This window comes from Enterobacter cloacae complex sp. Mu1197 (genome assembly GCF_040059225.1).
Taxonomy (GTDB): domain Bacteria; phylum Pseudomonadota; class Gammaproteobacteria; order Enterobacterales; family Enterobacteriaceae; genus Enterobacter; species Enterobacter quasiroggenkampii.
Window position 1 is genome coordinate 1,003,457 of sequence record NZ_CP157375.1, and the last position, 17,488, is coordinate 1,020,944.

Here is a 17,488-nt window from a genome sequence, read left to right on the forward strand (position 1 = left end):
TGTGACGCGTGCTGGAACGTCTGTCATGGAAAAGGCTCGTCTTTGAACTGATCTTATGCTGTATTCCGGCCTTCATTCTGGGGGCCTTTCTTGGACACCTGCCATGGTTTCTGCTGGTGTCGGTCACCGGGCTGCTCATCTGGCATTTCTGGAACCTGCTACGCCTCTCCTGGTGGCTGTGGGTTGACCGAAGCATGACGCCGCCGCCGGGAAGCGGCAGCTGGGAGCCGCTGCTGTACGGTCTGCATCAGATGCAGATGCGTAATAAAAAGCGCCGCCGCGAGCTGGGAAGTCTGATTAAGCGTTTTCGCAGCGGTGCGGAGTCGCTGCCGGATGCCGTGATTCTGACGACCGAAGAAGGGACGATCTTCTGGTGTAACGGCCTGGCGCAGCAGCTGCTGGGCCTGCGCTGGCCGGATGACAATGGACAGAATATCCTCAACCTTCTGCGTTATCCCGAGTTCACGCTGTACCTGAAAAAGCGTGATTTCACCCGTCCGCACAATCTCAAGCTCAATAATGGTCGCCATCTGGAGATCCGCGTGATGCCCTACAGCGATAAGCAGTGGCTGATGGTGGCGCGCGATGTCACCCAGATGCACCAGCTGGAAGGGGCGCGTCGTAACTTCTTCGCCAACGTCAGCCACGAACTGCGAACCCCGTTGACCGTGCTGCAGGGCTACCTGGAGATGATGCAGGAGCAAACGCTGGAAGGTGCGCCGCGTGAAAAAGCGCTGCACACCATGCGCGAGCAAACGCACCGGATGGAAGGCCTGGTGAAGCAGTTGCTGACGCTCTCGAAGATTGAAGCGGCGCCAACGCTCGCGCTGAATGACACCATTGATGTCCCGATGATGCTGCGGGTCGTGGAGCGTGAAGCGCAAACGTTAAGCCACAAAAAGCATCACCTGACCTTTGACGTCGACAACACGCTGAAGGTGCTGGGCAGCGAAGATGAGCTGCGCAGCGCCATTTCCAACCTGGTGTATAACGCGGTGAATCATACGCCGGAGGGGACGGATATCGTGGTGCGCTGGCACCATACCCCAACGGGGGCCGAGTTTAGCGTGGAGGACAACGGGCCGGGGATCGCGCCGGAGCATATTCCGCGTCTGACCGAGCGTTTCTACCGTGTGGATAAAGCACGATCGCGGCAGACGGGCGGAAGTGGTCTGGGGCTGGCGATAGTGAAACACGCGGTCAATCACCATGAAAGCCGCCTCGATATTCAGAGTACCCTGGGCAAAGGAACCCGCTTCAGCTTCGTTATCCCGGAACGATTAATTGCCAAAAAGATCGCCTGACGGCGGGCGTGTCATTTTACCTTTCCACGGGTCAGCCATCGCTGGCCCGTTTGCTTTGCAGTCAAGCGAAACGCGGATGAATTTTATACGGCTGGCTGTTTTTTGTTCGCATGATTAGCCATGGGTTTTTCTTATAAACAGCGTATTGTGCTGGTGCGTATTTTCATGCTGGCATATTGTTCTGGTTTTACGATCCCACCTTGCCTTTAAACGTTATAAGCGTTTAAATTGCGCCCCAGATACTGTCAGACCGACTGTATTTGCGTGGTAAATCGAAAAACTATTCTTCTCCACGCCAGGACGGGAGCATTTCCCGCTGAAATTGAGCAAATTTTAGGCTGTATCGTCCCGTCAGGGATATCGAAAATCTCAATGTTTTCAACACCACATCCACAGGCAGTAAGGTTTTATGACCCATCACTTAAAATCGCGTGACATCATCGCGCTGGGCTTTATGACATTTGCGCTGTTCGTTGGCGCAGGCAACATCATTTTCCCTCCAATGGTTGGCTTACAGGCGGGTGAACACGTCTGGACCGCCGCGTTTGGTTTCCTGATTACTGCCGTGGGTCTGCCGGTGCTGACCGTCATCGCGCTGGCGAAAGTCGGCGGCGGTGTGGATAGCCTCAGCTCCCCGATCGGCAAAGTGGCAGGCGTTCTGCTGGCAACCGTCTGCTATCTGGCCGTGGGGCCGCTGTTTGCCACCCCGCGTACCGCAACCGTTTCCTTCGAAGTGGGGATTGCTCCCCTGACCGGTGACGGCGCGATGCCGCTGTTCATCTACAGCCTGATCTACTTCGCTATCGTGATTCTGGTTTCCCTCTATCCGGGCAAACTGCTGGATACCGTGGGTAACTTCCTGGCTCCGCTGAAAATTGTGGCGCTGATTGTCCTGGCGGTAGCCGCCATCGTCTGGCCCGCCGGCCCGATTAGCGACGCGATGGACGCCTACAAAAACGCCGCGTTTTCTAACGGCTTCGTGAACGGCTACCTGACGATGGATACGCTGGGCGCGATGGTGTTTGGTATCGTTATCGTTAACGCCGCGCGTTCCCGCGGGGTGACCGAAGCGCGTCTGCTGACCCGCTATACCATCTGGGCCGGTCTGATGGCTGGCGTGGGGCTGACGCTGCTGTATCTGGCGCTGTTCCGTCTGGGCTCCGATAGTGCCATGCTGGTCGATCAGAACGCCAACGGTGCGGCTATCCTGCACGCCTACGTTCAGCACACCTTCGGTGGTGCGGGCAGTATGCTGCTGGCGGCGCTCATCTTCCTGGCCTGTCTGGTTACCGCGGTTGGCCTGACCTGCGCCTGTGCTGAGTTCTTTGCGCAGTATCTGCCGCTCTCTTACCGTACCCTGGTATTTATCCTTGGTATCTTCTCCATGGCGGTGTCCAACCTCGGTCTGAGCCACCTGATTCAGGTCTCTATTCCGGTACTGACGGCGATTTATCCGCCGTGCATCGTGCTGGTGGTGCTGAGCTTCACCCGCCCGTGGTGGAACAACTCCTCACGAATTATTGCGCCAGCCATGTTTATCAGCCTGATTTTTGGTATCCTTGACGGGATTAAAGCATCAGCGTTCGCTGAAGTTCTGCCAGCCTGGACACAGCGTCTGCCGCTGTCCGAGCAGGGTCTGGCCTGGCTGATGCCTACCGTTGTTGCGCTGGTTCTGGCGATTATCTGGGACCGTGCCGCAGGGCGTCAGGTCGCATCGAACGCCCATTAATCAACGGCAACAAACTGTTTAACCACGGGGCTTAAGGCCCCGTGGTTTTTTGTTTTTTCGTGTTGAATGGCAAGATTTAAATGGAAAGCACTAACAAACTTAAACGTGGATTGAGCACGCGCCACATCCGCTTTATGGCGCTGGGCTCGGCTATCGGCACCGGTCTTTTTTATGGCTCGGCAGATGCCATCAAAATGGCCGGTCCCAGCGTGCTGCTGGCGTACATCATCGGCGGCGTGGCGGCATATATCATCATGCGCGCCCTCGGCGAAATGTCGGTTCACAACCCCTCCGCCAGCTCATTCTCCCGCTACGCGCAGGAAAACCTCGGCCCGCTGGCCGGGTTTATCACCGGCTGGACCTACTGCTTCGAAATCCTGATTGTGGCGATTGCCGACGTGACGGCATTTGGCATCTACATGGGCGTCTGGTTCCCGGCGGTGCCGCACTGGATTTGGGTGCTGAGCGTGGTGCTGATCATTTGCGCCGTCAACCTGATGAGCGTGAAGGTGTTTGGCGAGCTGGAGTTCTGGTTCTCCTTCTTCAAGGTCGCCACCATCATCATCATGATTGTGGCCGGTTTCGGGATTATCATCTGGGGGATTGGCAACGGCGGGCAGCCGACCGGGATCCACAACCTCTGGAGCAACGGTGGCTTCTTCAGCAACGGCTGGCTCGGGATGGTGATGTCGCTGCAGATGGTGATGTTCGCCTACGGCGGTATCGAGATTATCGGTATCACTGCCGGGGAAGCGAAAGACCCGGAGAAATCCATTCCGCGCGCCATCAACTCGGTGCCGATGCGTATTCTGGTGTTTTATGTGGGTACGCTGTTCGTGATCATGTCCATTTACCCGTGGAACCAGGTAGGCACCAACGGTAGCCCGTTTGTCCTGACCTTCCAGCATATGGGCATTGCGTTTGCCGCCAGCATTCTCAACTTTGTGGTGCTGACCGCGTCGCTTTCGGCGATCAACAGCGACGTCTTTGGCGTGGGCCGTATGCTGCACGGCATGGCGGAGCAGGGCAGTGCGCCGAAGGTGTTCGCCAAAACCTCACGCCGCGGCACGCCGTGGGTGACCGTCGTGGTGATGACCGTGGCGCTGTTGTTCTCGGTTTACCTGAACTACATCATGCCGGAGAACGTCTTCCTGGTGATTGCGTCCCTGGCAACCTTCGCAACGGTGTGGGTGTGGATCATGATCCTGCTGTCGCAGATTGCCTTCCGCCGTCGCCTGTCGCCGGATGAGGCGAAAGCGCTGAAGTTCAAAGTACCGGGCGGCGTAGCGACCACCGTCGTGGGGCTGATCTTCCTGGTGTTTATCATTGGCCTGATTGGCTACCATCCGGACACCCGCATTTCGCTCTACGTGGGCTGCGCGTGGATCGTGCTGCTGCTGGTGGGGTGGGTGTTTAAATGCCGCCGCGACCGTCAGCTGGCGGAAGCGCAGTAAGGTAAAAATGCCGGGTGGCGCTGCGCTTACCCGGCCTACACTCCCTTTTACCCCCCAAAAAACTCCTCCCCCGTCCTCCTCCCCCAATAAATCCCATCATGGTGAGCTATCCTTAACCACCCTGTGGCAAGGTGACGTCAATTTCATCAAAGGGGATTCGTGATGTTAAACGCCTGGCACCTTCCGGTTGCCCCATTTGTTAAGCAAAACAAAGACAATCTGGTGATTACGCTCTGGCTGGCGGGTGAAAATCAGCCTGAACGCGTGACGCTCCGCGCCGAAATCGATAACGAAGAGACCGGGCTGAAAATGCACAAGCTGCGCAGCCAGCCGCAGCCGGGGATCACCGCCTGGCGTGCGAATATCGACCTGCGTAGCGGACAGCCGCGCCGCCGCTACAGCTTCAAGCTTTTGTGGAACAACCGTCAGCTGTGGTTTACCCCGCAGGGGTTTAGCCGTTTCCCGCCCGCACGGCTGGAACAGTTTGCTGTGGATTACCCGGATAACGGCCCGCAGTGGGTTAACGATCAGGTCTTTTACCAGATTTTCCCGGACCGTTTTGCGCGCAGCGAAAAGCGCACTGCCGACCAGGATAAGGTCTACTACCACCATGCCGCGGGCCATGACATTATCCTGAAAGCGTGGGATGAGCCGCTGACCGCGCAGGCGGGCGGATCGACTTTCTACGGGGGCGATCTCGACGGCATCAGCGAAAAGCTGCCGTACCTGAAAAAACTGGGCGTGACGGCGCTGTATCTCAACCCGGTGTTCAAGGCCCCGAGCGTACATAAATACGATACCGAAGATTATCGCCACGTTGACGCGCAGTTTGGCGGTGACGAGGCGCTGCTGCGCCTGCGTAAGAACACCCAAAACGAAGGTATGCGCCTCATTCTGGACGGCGTGTTCAACCACAGCGGAGATTCGCATGCGTGGTTTGATCGGCATAACCAGTCGATGGGCGGGGCATGTCATAACCCGGATTCACCGCAGCGCGACTGGTATAGCTTTAATGAGGAGGGGCGTGCGCTGGACTGGCTGGGTTACCCGAGCCTGCCGAAGCTCGATTTCCAGTCGCCAACGCTTGTGAACGAGATTTACGGCGGGGAAGACAGCATCGTGCGCCACTGGCTGAAGGCGCCGTGGAATATGGACGGCTGGCGTCTGGACGTAGTGCATATGCTCGGCGAAGCGGGCGGGGCGCGGAATAACCTTCAGCACGTCGCCGGGATTACGCGCTCGGCAAAAGCGGCCCATCCGGAAGCGTTCGTCTTTGGCGAGCACTTTGGCGACGCGCGCCAGTGGCTGCAGAACGATGCGGAAGATGCGGCGATGAACTATCGCGGCTTTACCTTCCCGCTGTGGGGATTCCTCGCCAACACCGATATCTCCTACGATCCGAATCATATCGACGCTGAAACCTGCATGGCGTGGATGGAGAACTACCGCGCCGGTCTGTCGCATCAGCAGCAGTTGCGGATGTTTAACCAGCTCGATAGCCACGACACCGCGCGCTTTAAATCCCTGCTCGGCAAGGATGTCGCGCGTCTGCCGCTGGCGGTGACCTGGCTCTTCACCTGGCCGGGCGTACCGTGCATCTACTACGGAGACGAGGTGGGGCTGGACGGCAACAACGATCCATTCTGTCGCAAAACCTTCCCGTGGGCGCCGGAGAAACAGGACAAGGTGCTGTTCAGCCTGTATCAGCGCCTGGCGAAGTTGCGTAAGCAGAGTCTCGCCCTGCGCTACGGCGGCTGCCAGGTGGTGTACGCCCACGATAACGTGGTGGTGTTTGCTCGCGTCTATAACCAGCAGCGCGTGCTGGTGGCGATCAACCGGGGCGAGGCCTGCGAAGTGGTGCTGGATGATTCACCGCTGCTGAAGGTGGCTGCGTGGAAGAGCAAAGAGGGCAAGGCGACGATACAGGACGGCGTGCTGGCGCTGCCTGCGGTATCCGCGACGATCTGGTTCGGCAGCTAATGCGCTAATGTTTCCACCTTTTAAGATGGCGCAAATGCAACGATTTGTGTCAATCTTAACGGATCGTTTACGGTGAAGGTGGAAACATGGACGAGCTTTACATCCTTGGCTGTTTATTCCTGGTTTTTGCGCTGCTGGTTGCGCCCGTGCTTGCGGTTATCGGGTTTAATCGCAGTACGGCAGCGCGGCAGGAGATTGCCCGGCTGCGCCAGCGCATAGAGGCGCTTGAGCAGCGCGGCGTGCCTGAGAACGCGCCGGAGCCGGTGCAGACCGCCGCGCCGGTGGCTATGACCGCGCCGGTGGTGGAGGACGCTCCCGCGCCTGTCGACCCCTGGCGACCCGATATTCCCGCAGCGGTGGCAGAACCCGCTCAGGCTCCTGCGCCAGTGGCAAAACAGCCTTCAGCCTTTGGCGGTATCCTGACGTCGCTGGCGCGCTGGTTCATGCAGGGTAATCCGCTGGCGAAGCTGGGGATCCTACTGCTCTTCCTCGGGCTCTCTTTCCTGCTGCGCTATACCGTCGAACATTCCCTGTTCCCGCTTGAGCTGCGTCTCGTGGCAACCGCGCTGTTTGCCATTGTTCTGCTGGCTGTCGGGTGGCGACTGCGGCACAGGCAGCGCGTCTATGCGTTGATCCTCCAGGGCGGGGCGACCGGCGTGCTCTACCTGACGGTGTTTGGCGCCTTCCGGCTCTGGCAAATGTTGCCGATGACGCTGGCTTTTGCGCTGCTGGTGGTGATTTGCGCGGCGAGCGTCGGGCTGGCGGTGCTGCAGAAGGCGCTGAGCCTTGCCATGCTGGCGAGCCTCGGCGGCTATCTTGCGCCGCTCCTTTTGTCTACCGGGGGCGGCAGCTTTGTCGCGCTGTTCTCTTTCTACCTCCTGCTGTCCATCGGCATTCTTGCTATCAGCATCTGGCAGCACTGGCGCGAGTTGAACCTGCTCGGGCTGCTGTTCACGTTCGGCGTGGGCGGCCTGTGGGGGCTGAATGACTACCAGCCTGAAGATTATTGGATTTGCCAGCTGTTCCTGATTGCCAATACGCTGATATTCGGCGTGCTGAGCGTGGCGCTGTCGCTGCGGGCGCAGGAGAAAGGGAAGCAGATCGTTGACGGCGTGCTGCTGTTTGCCCCGCCGCTGATCGGCTTCGGGATGCAGTACGGCATGACCCGACACTGGGAATATGGCCCGGCGCTGAGCGCGCTGGGATACGGCGCATTTTATCTCACCCTCGCGTACCTCGCGCTGCGGCGCTATCCCTCCCTCGGACGGCCGCTGGTCATGGCGGCGCTGGCGATCGGCGGCGGGTTTGCCACGCTCGCCATTCCGCTGGCGCTGTCGGCGCGCTGGACGGCAATGGCCTGGGCGCTGGAGGGGCTGGGTATCCTCTGGCTGGGTGTGCAACAGCAGCAGCGGCGCATGAGCTATAGCGGGACGGCGCTGCTGGTGCTGGCACTCGGCAGCGCGCTGTGGGCGCAAACAAACGGCGTTACGCCGCTGAGCCTGCTCCTTATCTTCGCCATCCTTAGCCTTTGCTGGCTGGCTGCGGCCTGGCTGTGGCGGACTCTCTTCCTGCCGGTCAGTTGGGCGCTGCTGGCAGGTGGTCTGCTGTTCTGGCTCGTGGCGCTATTGGGCGCATCGCGGCTGGCATTGACGAAGGAATTACCGATTCTGGCGGGCGTGCTGGCGCTGACGGCGGCGTCGGCCTGGGGCTGGCGGCAGGTGGCCGCTCGTCTGGCGTGGCGAGAGCTGGACGCCAGCAAATGGCTGCTCTGGCCGGTTATGCTGCTGATGGTGGGTTATCAGCTCTGGCACCAGCAGATCGTCTCCGCCGGCTGGTCAAACCTGGCCTGGTGCGTTGCGCTTCCTGCCACGCTAATGCTGCTGCGGCGCGACGGCGAAAGACTCCTGCCGCGCATCGCGATGGGGCTGCATCTGTCGCTGTTCTGGATGATTTTACTGGCGCTGGCCGCCGAGCTTTACTGGTTTGCCCGGTCCCTGCCGTGGGGCATGGCGGCCTGGGGTAGCGGACTGGCGATGGCCGCAGGCGGCGGGGTGATTATGGTGCTCTCTGCTGCGGTACGGCGTCGCGTGTGGCCGTTCCGGGAGTGGCCTGCGCTCTACGCCTGCCTGGCACCGATTCCCGTAGTCGTGGCGCTGCTGGTATTGCTGATGGTGACCAATTTCCAGGACGGCGTGGTCTATCGTCAGACCTGGCTGCCGCTGGTGAACCCGCTTGAGGAAGGTGCCGCGTTCGCGTTGCTGGGTCTGGTGGTCTTTTATCGGGCGGTGGATAGCTACTACCCGGCGTGGCTTGCGCAAGCGCGCCCGTGGCCTGCCATCGCGCTCATGGCGTTTGGCTTCTGGTGGCTAAACGGTGCGCTGATGCGCGCCCTGGCCTGGTACGGTGACGTGGCCTGGAATATGGCATCGCTATGGGATTCACGGCTTATCCAGACCAGCTTTGCCCTGTTCTGGATGTTGAGCGCGCTGGTGGTCATGATCCATGCCACCCGTCGGGCTTCCCGGCAGGAGTGGCTCTGCGGTGCCGCGCTGCTGGGTGTGGTGATGGTTAAGCTGATGCTGGTGGACAGCGCGGGCGGAGGCGGTCTGTCGCGCGCGGTGGCGTTTATCGGCGTGGCGATACTGGTGCTGATAGTGGGCTATTTCTCGCCGCTACCGCCAAAAACAGGAGATGAAAAATGAAATGGATGAAAGCGGTAGCGTGTACCGCGCTGCTGGCGCTTTCCGGCCCGGCGTTCTGCGACGAGGTACCCGCGGAATCGCCGCGGGACTACGCCTTTGGTCGTTCACTCGACACGTCCGTTCCTTCCCGGTGGTATCGGGTGATGCTGCCGCTTGCCGTCTATGAGCAGAGCACATCCGCGGATCTGCATGATGTTCGCGTCTTTAACCAGTCGGGTGAGCCGGTTCCCTTTAGCCTGATCGCCGCAACGCGCCCGCAGGACACAGCGCACTCCACGGCGCTGCGTCTCTTTCCGCTGGACGCCTCGCCGCTCGCGGCTGGCTCAGACGCCGGTGACAGCGATAAGATCCTGCTCCGTTCCCGAAACGGCGTTGAGATTGTGCTGGAGGGGCAAAAAGCCGCCGCCGCCGGACAACATTACCTGCTGACCTTGCCGGAGCAGACGACGGGTGAGCTGGCCATATCCCAGCTGCAGCTGCTCTGGAATACCCCGCAGACGCCCTGGCAGGGAACGGCGTCTGTCTATTACAGCGAGGATCTTAAGCGCTGGTATACCCTGCGCGAAGATATGCCGCTGCTGGACGTCGCCAGCGGTCAGGATCGCCTTAAGCTCGATCGGATCGATACCGATACGGTTTTATCTCCCGATGCGAATCGCTATCTCATGGTGGTGCTGAACGCGCAGAGCCAGGGGATAACCTTGACCGGCGTTAACGCAATCATCGCACCTGCCCAGGTGGCCCCGGAAGCGGTCGATCTTGAGGGGGAAGGGGAGCAGCTATCGACAAGCGAAGCGCAGTGGCGCTGGGCGCGCCCGCAGCCGCTGAGTGCTGTCAGCATCTCACTGAATGGCGATGGCGTCCTTCCCGTGGAGATCGCGTGGCGCAGTACGGAAAAAGACGCATGGCACCCCCTGAAAAAAGAGGTGATTTACCGTCTGGAGGGAAAAACGTCCGGACCGGTTTCGCTTAGCGGGGGCCTGGTGCAGGCCGTGAAAATTACGACGCTGAATGCGCGTCTGCCAGAATACCTGCCGAGCGTCACGGGGCATCGCGACCGCTATGACCTGGTGTTCAACGCGCAGGGGAAAGCGCCGTACGTGCTTGCCTGGGGCAACGGCGCCGCAAAGCCTGCCAGCGTGGAGCCCGATATGCTGATCCCCGCCGACCTGCGTAAGACCTATGCTATGGCGAACCTGCCGCAGGCCGACATTGTGGATGACGTTGCGTTAGGCGGCGAGGGGCGTCTGACCGCCACCTCTGCGGCCGATCGGGCGAGCTGGATGAACGCCCTACTAGTGTGGGGCGTGCTGATTGCGGGCGTGCTCCTGCTGGCGGGAATGGCCTGGCGTATCTGGCGGGAAACGCAGCGTAAGGCATAAAAAAAGGCCCGCATAAGCGGGCCTTTCTCGTAAACCGTGCCGATTACAGGCTGGATACGTTCTCAGACAGGTATTTAGCCACGCCGTCTGGGGAAGCAGCCATACCTTCTTTACCTTTTTCCCACTGAGCCGGGCACACTTCGCCGTGCTCTTCGTGGAACTGCAGCGCGTCAACCATACGCAGCATTTCGTCGATGTTACGACCCAGCGGCAGATCGTTCACAACCTGGTGACGAACGATGCCGTTCGCGTCGATCAGGAAGGAACCGCGCAGCGCAACGCCAGCGTCCGGATGTTCGATACCGTAAGCCTGCTGGATTTCGCGTTTGATGTCCGCAACCATTGCGTATTTCACCGCACCGATGCCGCCTTTGTCGACAGGGGTGTTACGCCATGCGTTGTGTACAAATTCAGAGTCGAAGGAGACGCCAACCACTTCTACGCCACGCTTCTGGAATTCTTCATAACGTTTGTCGAACGCGATCAGCTCAGACGGGCAAACGAAAGTGAAGTCCATTGGCCAGAAGAACAGAACGGTCGCTTTACCGTTGGTGTGCTGTTTGAAGTTGAAGTTTTCAACGATTTCACCGTTGCCCAGAACTGCTGCAGCTGTAAAATCCGGAGCCGGACGAGTTACCAGAACCATATGATTCTCCTGTAGATACTAAGGTTATTTGGAACGCAACGCGAGCCAGTATAGAGAGTGTTCATGGATAAGACAAAGAGGTGGTGACAATCGTTCCGCCAGCTTTTACCTATCAATACGAATTCTGTCAGAGCTGTTTGTTTTTCGCCTGTACCATCATGCGCGGGTAAAACTGCCAGAAGCGGGTCTCCAGCGCATCGTAATGTTCATCCAGGTCATACCAGGAATCCCGCAGCGCGTCCAGGCGCGGGCGACGGCTTGCCATCCCGTTCAGCACGTTCTGGATGAAGTCCATCTCGCGATAGCGCTCCAGCCAGCGTTCCGACCACAGATAGTTGTTCAGATTCACAAAGCGCGGCGGCGAGTCGGGCAGAATGATCGACACCTGCTGGTGGGCATAGCGCACAAATTCGGGCAGGGATAGCTCCGGCGAGAGCTGCTCCCAGTGGCGCGACAGGAAGTGATCCCACATCACGTCGAGCGTGATCGGTGCGACGCGGCGTGTTTCCGGCCGAAACCACGCTTTGGCTTCCGTCACTTCCGGCAGTTTATCCGTCAGCACGTCGATGCGGCGGTGCATAAAAATCCCGTCGACAACCTCAGGGGAGTAGTCTTCTGCGGGATTACCGCGTACGAAATCGGCCAGCAAATTGCCCGAGAGGGAGCTGTCAGCAAGGTGCGCGAGATGCAGGTGAGCGAGAAAATTCATGCGTTTTATTTGTCCGGGGGCGGCTAGTTGTTGCAGCAAAAGGGTGTGAGCACTAGACTATGCCGCCTGTTTTTAAGTCACGAGTATACGTCATGCGCGTCGCCGATTTCTCCTTTGAACTACCTGAATCCCTGATTGCTCACTATCCCATGCCTGAGCGCAGCAGCTGTCGCTTACTGTCACTGGATGGGCCAACGGGCGAGCTGACGCACGGTACTTTCACCGATTTGCTCGACAAGCTCAACCCTGGCGATCTGCTGGTCTTTAACAATACCCGCGTGATCCCGGCGCGCCTGTTCGGCCGTAAGGCCAGCGGCGGCAAGATTGAAGTGCTGGTCGAACGTATGCTCGATGATAAACGTATTCTGGCACATATTCGCGCATCCAAAGCCCCGAAGCCGGGCGCGGAGCTGCTGCTGGGCGATGATGAGAGCATCAAGGCGACCATGACCGCGCGCCACGACGCGCTTTTCGAAGTGGAGTTTAACGACGAGCGCACGGTGCTTGATATCCTGAACGCCATCGGCCACATGCCGCTGCCGCCGTATATTGAGCGTCCGGACGAAGAGGCCGACCGCGAGCTGTATCAGACCGTCTACAGCCAGAAGCCTGGCGCGGTCGCGGCCCCAACGGCAGGTCTGCACTTTGATGAGCCGCTGCTGGAAAAACTGCGCGCGAAAGGCATTGAGATGGCGTTCGTGACGCTGCACGTCGGCGCGGGTACCTTCCAGCCGGTGCGCGTGGACAGCATTGAAGATCACATCATGCACTCTGAGTATGCTGAAGTGCCTCAGGACGTGGTGGACGCGGTGCTGGCGGCGAAAGCGCGCGGCAGCCGCGTCGTGGCGGTCGGTACGACGTCTGTGCGCTCGCTGGAGAGCGCCGCGCAGGCAGCGAAGAACGATCTTATTGAGCCATTCTTTGGCGATACGCAGATCTTTATCTACCCGGGCTACCAGTACAAGGTGATTGACGCGCTGGTGACCAACTTCCATCTGCCTGAATCGACGCTGATTATGCTGGTCTCCGCATTCGCGGGTTATCAGCATACGATGAATGCCTACAAGTCTGCGGTAGAACAAAAATATCGCTTTTTTAGCTACGGTGACGCGATGTTTATCACGTACAATCCGCAGGCTTTGAATGAGCGTGTCGGGGAATAAGTCCGCGGCACCGTGTTACAACGTTGGACTGTTTTTCTGACGTCGGAGAAAAAATGAAATTTGAACTCGATACCACCGACGGTCGCGCGCGTCGCGGTCGCCTGGTGTTTGATCGCGGCGTGGTGGAAACCCCCGCGTTTATGCCTGTGGGTACGTACGGCACCGTAAAAGGGATGACGCCGGAAGAAGTTGAAGCCACTGGCGCGCAGATTATCCTCGGCAACACCTTCCACCTCTGGCTGCGTCCGGGTCAGGAGATCATGAAGCTCCACGGCGACCTGCACGACTTCATGCAGTGGAAAGGCCCTATCCTGACCGACTCCGGCGGTTTCCAGGTCTTCAGCCTGGGCGATATCCGCAAGATCACCGAGCAGGGCGTTCACTTCCGTAACCCGATCAACGGCGATCCGATTTTCCTCGATCCCGAAAAATCAATGGAGATTCAGTACGATCTCGGCTCTGACATCGTGATGATCTTCGACGAATGCACGCCGTATCCGGCCGACTGGGACTACGCCAAGCGTTCTATGGAAATGTCTCTGCGCTGGGCGAAGCGAAGCCGTGACCGTTTTGACTCCCTGCAGAACAAAAATGCGCTGTTCGGCATTATCCAGGGCAGCGTTTACGAAGATTTACGCGATATCTCGGTTAAAGGTCTGGTAGAGATAGGTTTTGATGGCTACGCTGTCGGCGGTTTGGCTGTGGGTGAGCCGAAGGAAGACATGCACCGTATTCTGGAACATGTCTGCCCGCAAATCCCGGCGGATAAACCACGATACCTGATGGGCGTGGGTAAACCGGAAGATCTGGTTGAAGGCGTACGCCGCGGCATTGATATGTTCGACTGCGTCATGCCAACCCGCAACGCGCGTAACGGCCATTTGTTCGTTACCGATGGCGTGGTGAAAATCCGTAACGCGAAGCATAAGAGTGACACCAGCCCGCTCGATTCCGAGTGCGATTGCTATACCTGTCGCAATTATTCTCGCGCGTACCTGCATCATCTCGATCGTTGCAATGAGATTTTGGGCGCGCGTCTCAATACCATTCATAATCTTCGTTATTATCAGCGCTTAATGGCTGGTTTACGTAAGGCTATCGAAGAGGGTAAATTAGAGAGCTTCGTGACCGATTTCTACCAACGTCAGGGGCGGGATGTTCCACCGTTGAACGTTGATTAATTTTAATAATGAGGGAATTTGAATGAGCTTTTTTATTTCTGATGCGGTAGCGGCAACAGGTGCTCCAGCGCAGGGCAGCCCGATGTCTCTGATTCTGATGCTGGTTGTGTTCGGTCTGATCTTCTACTTCATGATCCTGCGTCCACAGCAGAAGCGCACCAAAGAGCACAAAAACCTGATGAACTCCATTGCGAAAGGCGATGAAGTGCTGACTAACGGTGGTCTGGTCGGTCGCGTAACCAAAGTGGCTGAAAACGGCTACATTGCTATCGCCCTGAACGACACCACTGAAGTGGTCATCAAACGTGACTTCGTAGCTGCCGTTCTGCCGAAAGGCACCATGAAGGCGCTGTAATCCCAACTTTTCCCAAAGGGAACTGCCGTGTTAAACCGTTATCCTTTGTGGAAGTACATCATGCTGGTCGTCGTGATTCTCGTCGGCCTGCTGTACGCGCTTCCCAACCTGTATGGTGAGGATCCGGCTGTTCAAATCACTGGCGCGCGCGGTGTCGCCGCCAGTGAGCAAACGCTGATCCAGGTCCAGAAAACGTTACAAGAAGAAAAAATTACCGCTAAGTCTGTGGCTCTGGAAGAGGGTGCAATTCTTGCTCGCTTCGACACCACCGACACGCAGCTCCGCGCACGTGAAGCGCTGATGGGCGTGCTGGGTGATAAATACGTCGTGGCGCTTAACCTTGCCCCTGCAACCCCGCGTTGGCTGGCTGCGATGAATGCAGAGCCAATGAAACTCGGTCTTGACCTGCGTGGTGGCGTTCACTTCCTGATGGAAGTGGATATGGATACCGCGCTCGGCAAGCTGCAGGAACAGAATATCGACAGCCTGCGCAGCGATCTGCGTGATAAAGGCATCGCTTACACCACCGTGCGTAAAGAAGATAACTACGGCATGAGCATCACGTTCCGCGACAGCGCGGCGCGGGATCAGGCTGTAGATTACCTGACCCAACGTCACCGTGACCTGGTGATCTCCTCGCAGGGCAGCAACCAGCTGCGCGCGGTGATGACCGATGCGCGTCTGAAAGAAGCGCGTGAATATGCCGTTCAGCAGAACATCAACATTCTGCGTAACCGTGTAAACCAGCTGGGTGTGGCTGAGCCGCTGGTGCAGCGCCAGGGTGCTGACCGTATCGTGGTTGAACTGCCGGGTATCCAGGATACCGCGCGTGCGAAAGAGATTCTGGGGGCGACCGCCACGCTGGAATTCCGTCTGGTCAATTCCAATGTCGATCAGTCCGCTGCCGCAGCAGGCCGTATTCCGGGTGATTCCGAAGTGAAACAGACTCGCGAAGGTCAGCCTGTTGTGCTGTACAAACGCGTGATTCTGACCGGTGATCATATCACCGACTCCACCTCGAGCCAGGACGAATACAACCAGCCGCAGGTTAACATCTCGCTCGATAGCGCGGGTGGTAACATCATGTCGAACTTCACCAAGGACAACATCGGCAAGCCGATGGCAACCCTGTTCGTGGAGTACAAAGACAGCGGTAAGAAAGATGCGAATGGTCGTGCGGTGCTGGTGAAAGAGGAAGAGGTGATTAACATCGCCAACATCCAGTCTCGTCTGGGTAACAGCTTCCGTATTACCGGTATTAGCAACCCGAACGAAGCGCGTCAGCTCTCTCTGCTGCTGCGTGCCGGTGCGCTGATTGCGCCAATTCAGATTGTTGAAGAACGTACCATTGGTCCAACGCTGGGGATGCAAAACATCCAGCAGGGCCTGGAAGCGTGTCTGGCCGGTCTGGTGGTCTCTATCCTCTTCATGATCTTCTTCTATAAGAAGTTTGGTCTGATTGCGACCTCCGCGCTGATCGCGAACCTGGTGCTGATTATCGGCATTATGTCCCTGCTGCCGGGGGCGACGCTGACCATGCCGGGTATTGCGGGTATCGTTCTGACCCTTGCGGTGGCGGTCGACGCCAACGTACTGATTAACGAACGTATCAAAGAAGAGTTGAGCAACGGTCGCTCTGTTCAGCAGGCGATTGATGAAGGTTATAAAGGCGCGTTCAGCTCTATCTTCGATGCGAACGTAACAACACTGATTAAGGTTCTTATCCTGTATGCAGTGGGTACTGGCGCGATCAAAGGCTTTGCGATTACAACCGGTATCGGTGTCGCAACGTCAATGTTTACCGCTATTGTCGGCACCCGTGCCATCGTGAACCTGCTGTACGGCGGCAAGCGCGTCAAAAAGCTGTCTATCTGAGGAGTGCGTTGTGGCACAGGAATATACTGTTGAACAATTGAACCACGGCCGTAAAGTCTGGGACTTTATGCGCTGGGACTACTGGGCCTTCGGCATTTCAGGTTTCCTGCTGATTCTGTCCATCATCATTATGGGCGTGAAAGGCTTTAACTGGGGTCTCGATTTCACCGGTGGTACGGTCATCGAGATCTCCCTGGAAAAACCGGTCGATATGGACCAGATGCGCGAATCGCTGCAGAAAGCGGGCTTTGAAGAGCCGCTGCTGCAGAACTTCGGCAGCAGCCGCGACATCATGGTACGTATGCCGCCGGTGCACGATGCCAACGGCAGCCAGGAGCTGGGCAGTAAGGTTGTTAGCGTGATTAACGAAACAACCAGCCAGAACGCAGCGGTTAAGCGTATTGAGTTCGTCGGCCCAAGCGTGGGTGCTGACCTGGCGCAGACCGGCGCGATGGCGCTGCTGGTGGCGTTGATTTCCATCCTGGTGTACGTCGGTTTCCGCTTTGAGTGGCGACTGGCGGCCGGTGTGGTTATCGCTCTGGCGCACGACGTGGTGATCACCATGGGCATACTGTCGCTGTTCCACATTGAGATTGACCTGACGATTGTGGCATCCCTGATGTCCGTTATCGGTTACTCACTGAACGACAGTATCGTGGTATCTGACCGTATTCGTGAAAACTTCCGTAAGATCCGTCGCGGTACGCCGTACGAAATCTTTAACGTGTCGTTGACCCAGACGCTGCACCGTACCTTGATCACCTCCGGTACTACCCTGATGGTGATCCTGATGCTGTTCCTCTTCGGTGGTCCGGTACTGGAAGGCTTCTCGCTGACCATGTTGATTGGTGTCACCATCGGTACGGCGTCGTCTATCTACGTCGCGTCCGCACTGGCACTGAAACTTGGCATGAAGCGCGAGCACCTGCTCCAGCAGAAAGTCGAGAAAGAAGGGGCGGATCAGCCGTCCATTCTGCCGTAAGGCGACGTTTAGCGCGTTATCGAAAT

At 58.0% G+C, this 17,488-nt stretch carries 13 protein-coding genes; 11 read left to right on the forward strand and 2 right to left on the reverse strand.

The features are described from left to right. Positions 1 to 8 precede the first annotated feature (8 nt). The 6 genes from phoR to ABFV38_RS04715 all read left to right on the forward strand — a co-directional run bounded on the left by phoR (position 9) and on the right by ABFV38_RS04715 (position 10,551). Positions 9 to 1,304, forward strand: coding sequence for a phosphate regulon sensor histidine kinase PhoR (gene phoR / locus ABFV38_RS04690; RefSeq protein ID WP_235400227.1), 1,296 nt, complete (start codon positions 9 to 11; stop codon positions 1,302 to 1,304). Between the two features lie 409 nt (positions 1,305 to 1,713). After that, positions 1,714 to 3,033, forward strand: coding sequence for a branched-chain amino acid transporter carrier protein BrnQ (brnQ, locus tag ABFV38_RS04695; RefSeq protein ID WP_045909798.1), 1,320 nt, complete (start codon positions 1,714 to 1,716; stop codon positions 3,031 to 3,033). An 80-nt stretch (positions 3,034 to 3,113) separates the two neighbouring features. Then, positions 3,114 to 4,487 (forward strand): proline-specific permease ProY, encoded by a 1,374-nt coding sequence (gene proY / locus ABFV38_RS04700; RefSeq protein ID WP_008503261.1) that lies wholly within the window; start codon positions 3,114 to 3,116, stop codon positions 4,485 to 4,487. 162 nt (positions 4,488 to 4,649) lie between these two features. Then, complete coding sequence (malZ, locus tag ABFV38_RS04705) at positions 4,650 to 6,467, forward strand: maltodextrin glucosidase (RefSeq protein ID WP_235401473.1); 1,818 nt, start codon at positions 4,650 to 4,652, stop codon at positions 6,465 to 6,467. Between the two features lie 86 nt (positions 6,468 to 6,553). Further along, positions 6,554 to 9,169, forward strand: a complete 2,616-nt coding sequence (locus ABFV38_RS04710) for a DUF2339 domain-containing protein (protein WP_348958651.1) — start codon at positions 6,554 to 6,556, stop codon at positions 9,167 to 9,169. Further along, entirely contained in the window at positions 9,166 to 10,551 is a 1,386-nt protein-coding gene (locus tag ABFV38_RS04715) for a DUF3999 domain-containing protein (RefSeq protein ID WP_348958652.1), read from the forward strand. The genes ABFV38_RS04710 and ABFV38_RS04715 overlap by 4 nt, the downstream gene beginning before the upstream one ends. Positions 10,552 to 10,594: 43 nt before the next feature. Here ABFV38_RS04715 and ABFV38_RS04720 read toward each other — a convergent pair whose 3' ends face one another. Then, positions 10,595 to 11,197 (reverse strand): peroxiredoxin, encoded by a 603-nt coding sequence (locus ABFV38_RS04720; RefSeq protein ID WP_008503347.1) that lies wholly within the window; start codon positions 11,195 to 11,197, stop codon positions 10,595 to 10,597. Between the two features lie 127 nt (positions 11,198 to 11,324). Next, positions 11,325 to 11,906 carry an ACP phosphodiesterase gene (gene acpH / locus ABFV38_RS04725; protein ID WP_348958653.1) on the reverse strand — a complete coding sequence of 194 codons (582 nt, stop codon included), beginning with the start codon at positions 11,904 to 11,906 and terminating at the stop codon, positions 11,325 to 11,327. A gap of 92 nt (positions 11,907 to 11,998) precedes the next feature. Here acpH and queA point away from each other — a divergent pair, with 92 nt between their 5' ends. Genes queA through secF form a run of 5 tightly spaced genes read left to right on the forward strand, consistent with a single transcriptional unit; the run spans position 11,999 to position 17,462 of the window. Beyond that, the gene (gene queA, locus ABFV38_RS04730) at positions 11,999 to 13,069 is read left to right on the forward strand and encodes a tRNA preQ1(34) S-adenosylmethionine ribosyltransferase-isomerase QueA (RefSeq protein WP_048030078.1); all 1,071 of its coding nucleotides are present in this window, start codon (positions 11,999 to 12,001) and stop codon (positions 13,067 to 13,069) included. Positions 13,070 to 13,122: 53 nt separating this feature from the next. Then, a complete protein-coding gene (tgt, locus tag ABFV38_RS04735; RefSeq protein WP_003859110.1) occupies positions 13,123 to 14,250 on the forward strand; it encodes a tRNA guanosine(34) transglycosylase Tgt in 1,128 nt (375 codons plus the stop codon). 22 nt (positions 14,251 to 14,272) lie between these two features. Then, positions 14,273 to 14,605: a preprotein translocase subunit YajC gene (yajC, locus tag ABFV38_RS04740; protein WP_003859109.1), complete on the forward strand. Its 333-nt coding sequence runs from the start codon at positions 14,273 to 14,275 to the stop codon at positions 14,603 to 14,605. Between the two features lie 27 nt (positions 14,606 to 14,632). Next, entirely contained in the window at positions 14,633 to 16,480 is a 1,848-nt protein-coding gene (secD, locus tag ABFV38_RS04745) for a protein translocase subunit SecD (RefSeq protein ID WP_072052285.1), read from the forward strand. A gap of 10 nt (positions 16,481 to 16,490) precedes the next feature. Further along, positions 16,491 to 17,462: a protein translocase subunit SecF gene (secF, locus tag ABFV38_RS04750; protein ID WP_048225871.1), complete on the forward strand. Its 972-nt coding sequence runs from the start codon at positions 16,491 to 16,493 to the stop codon at positions 17,460 to 17,462. The last annotated feature ends 26 nt before the right edge of the window (positions 17,463 to 17,488 follow it).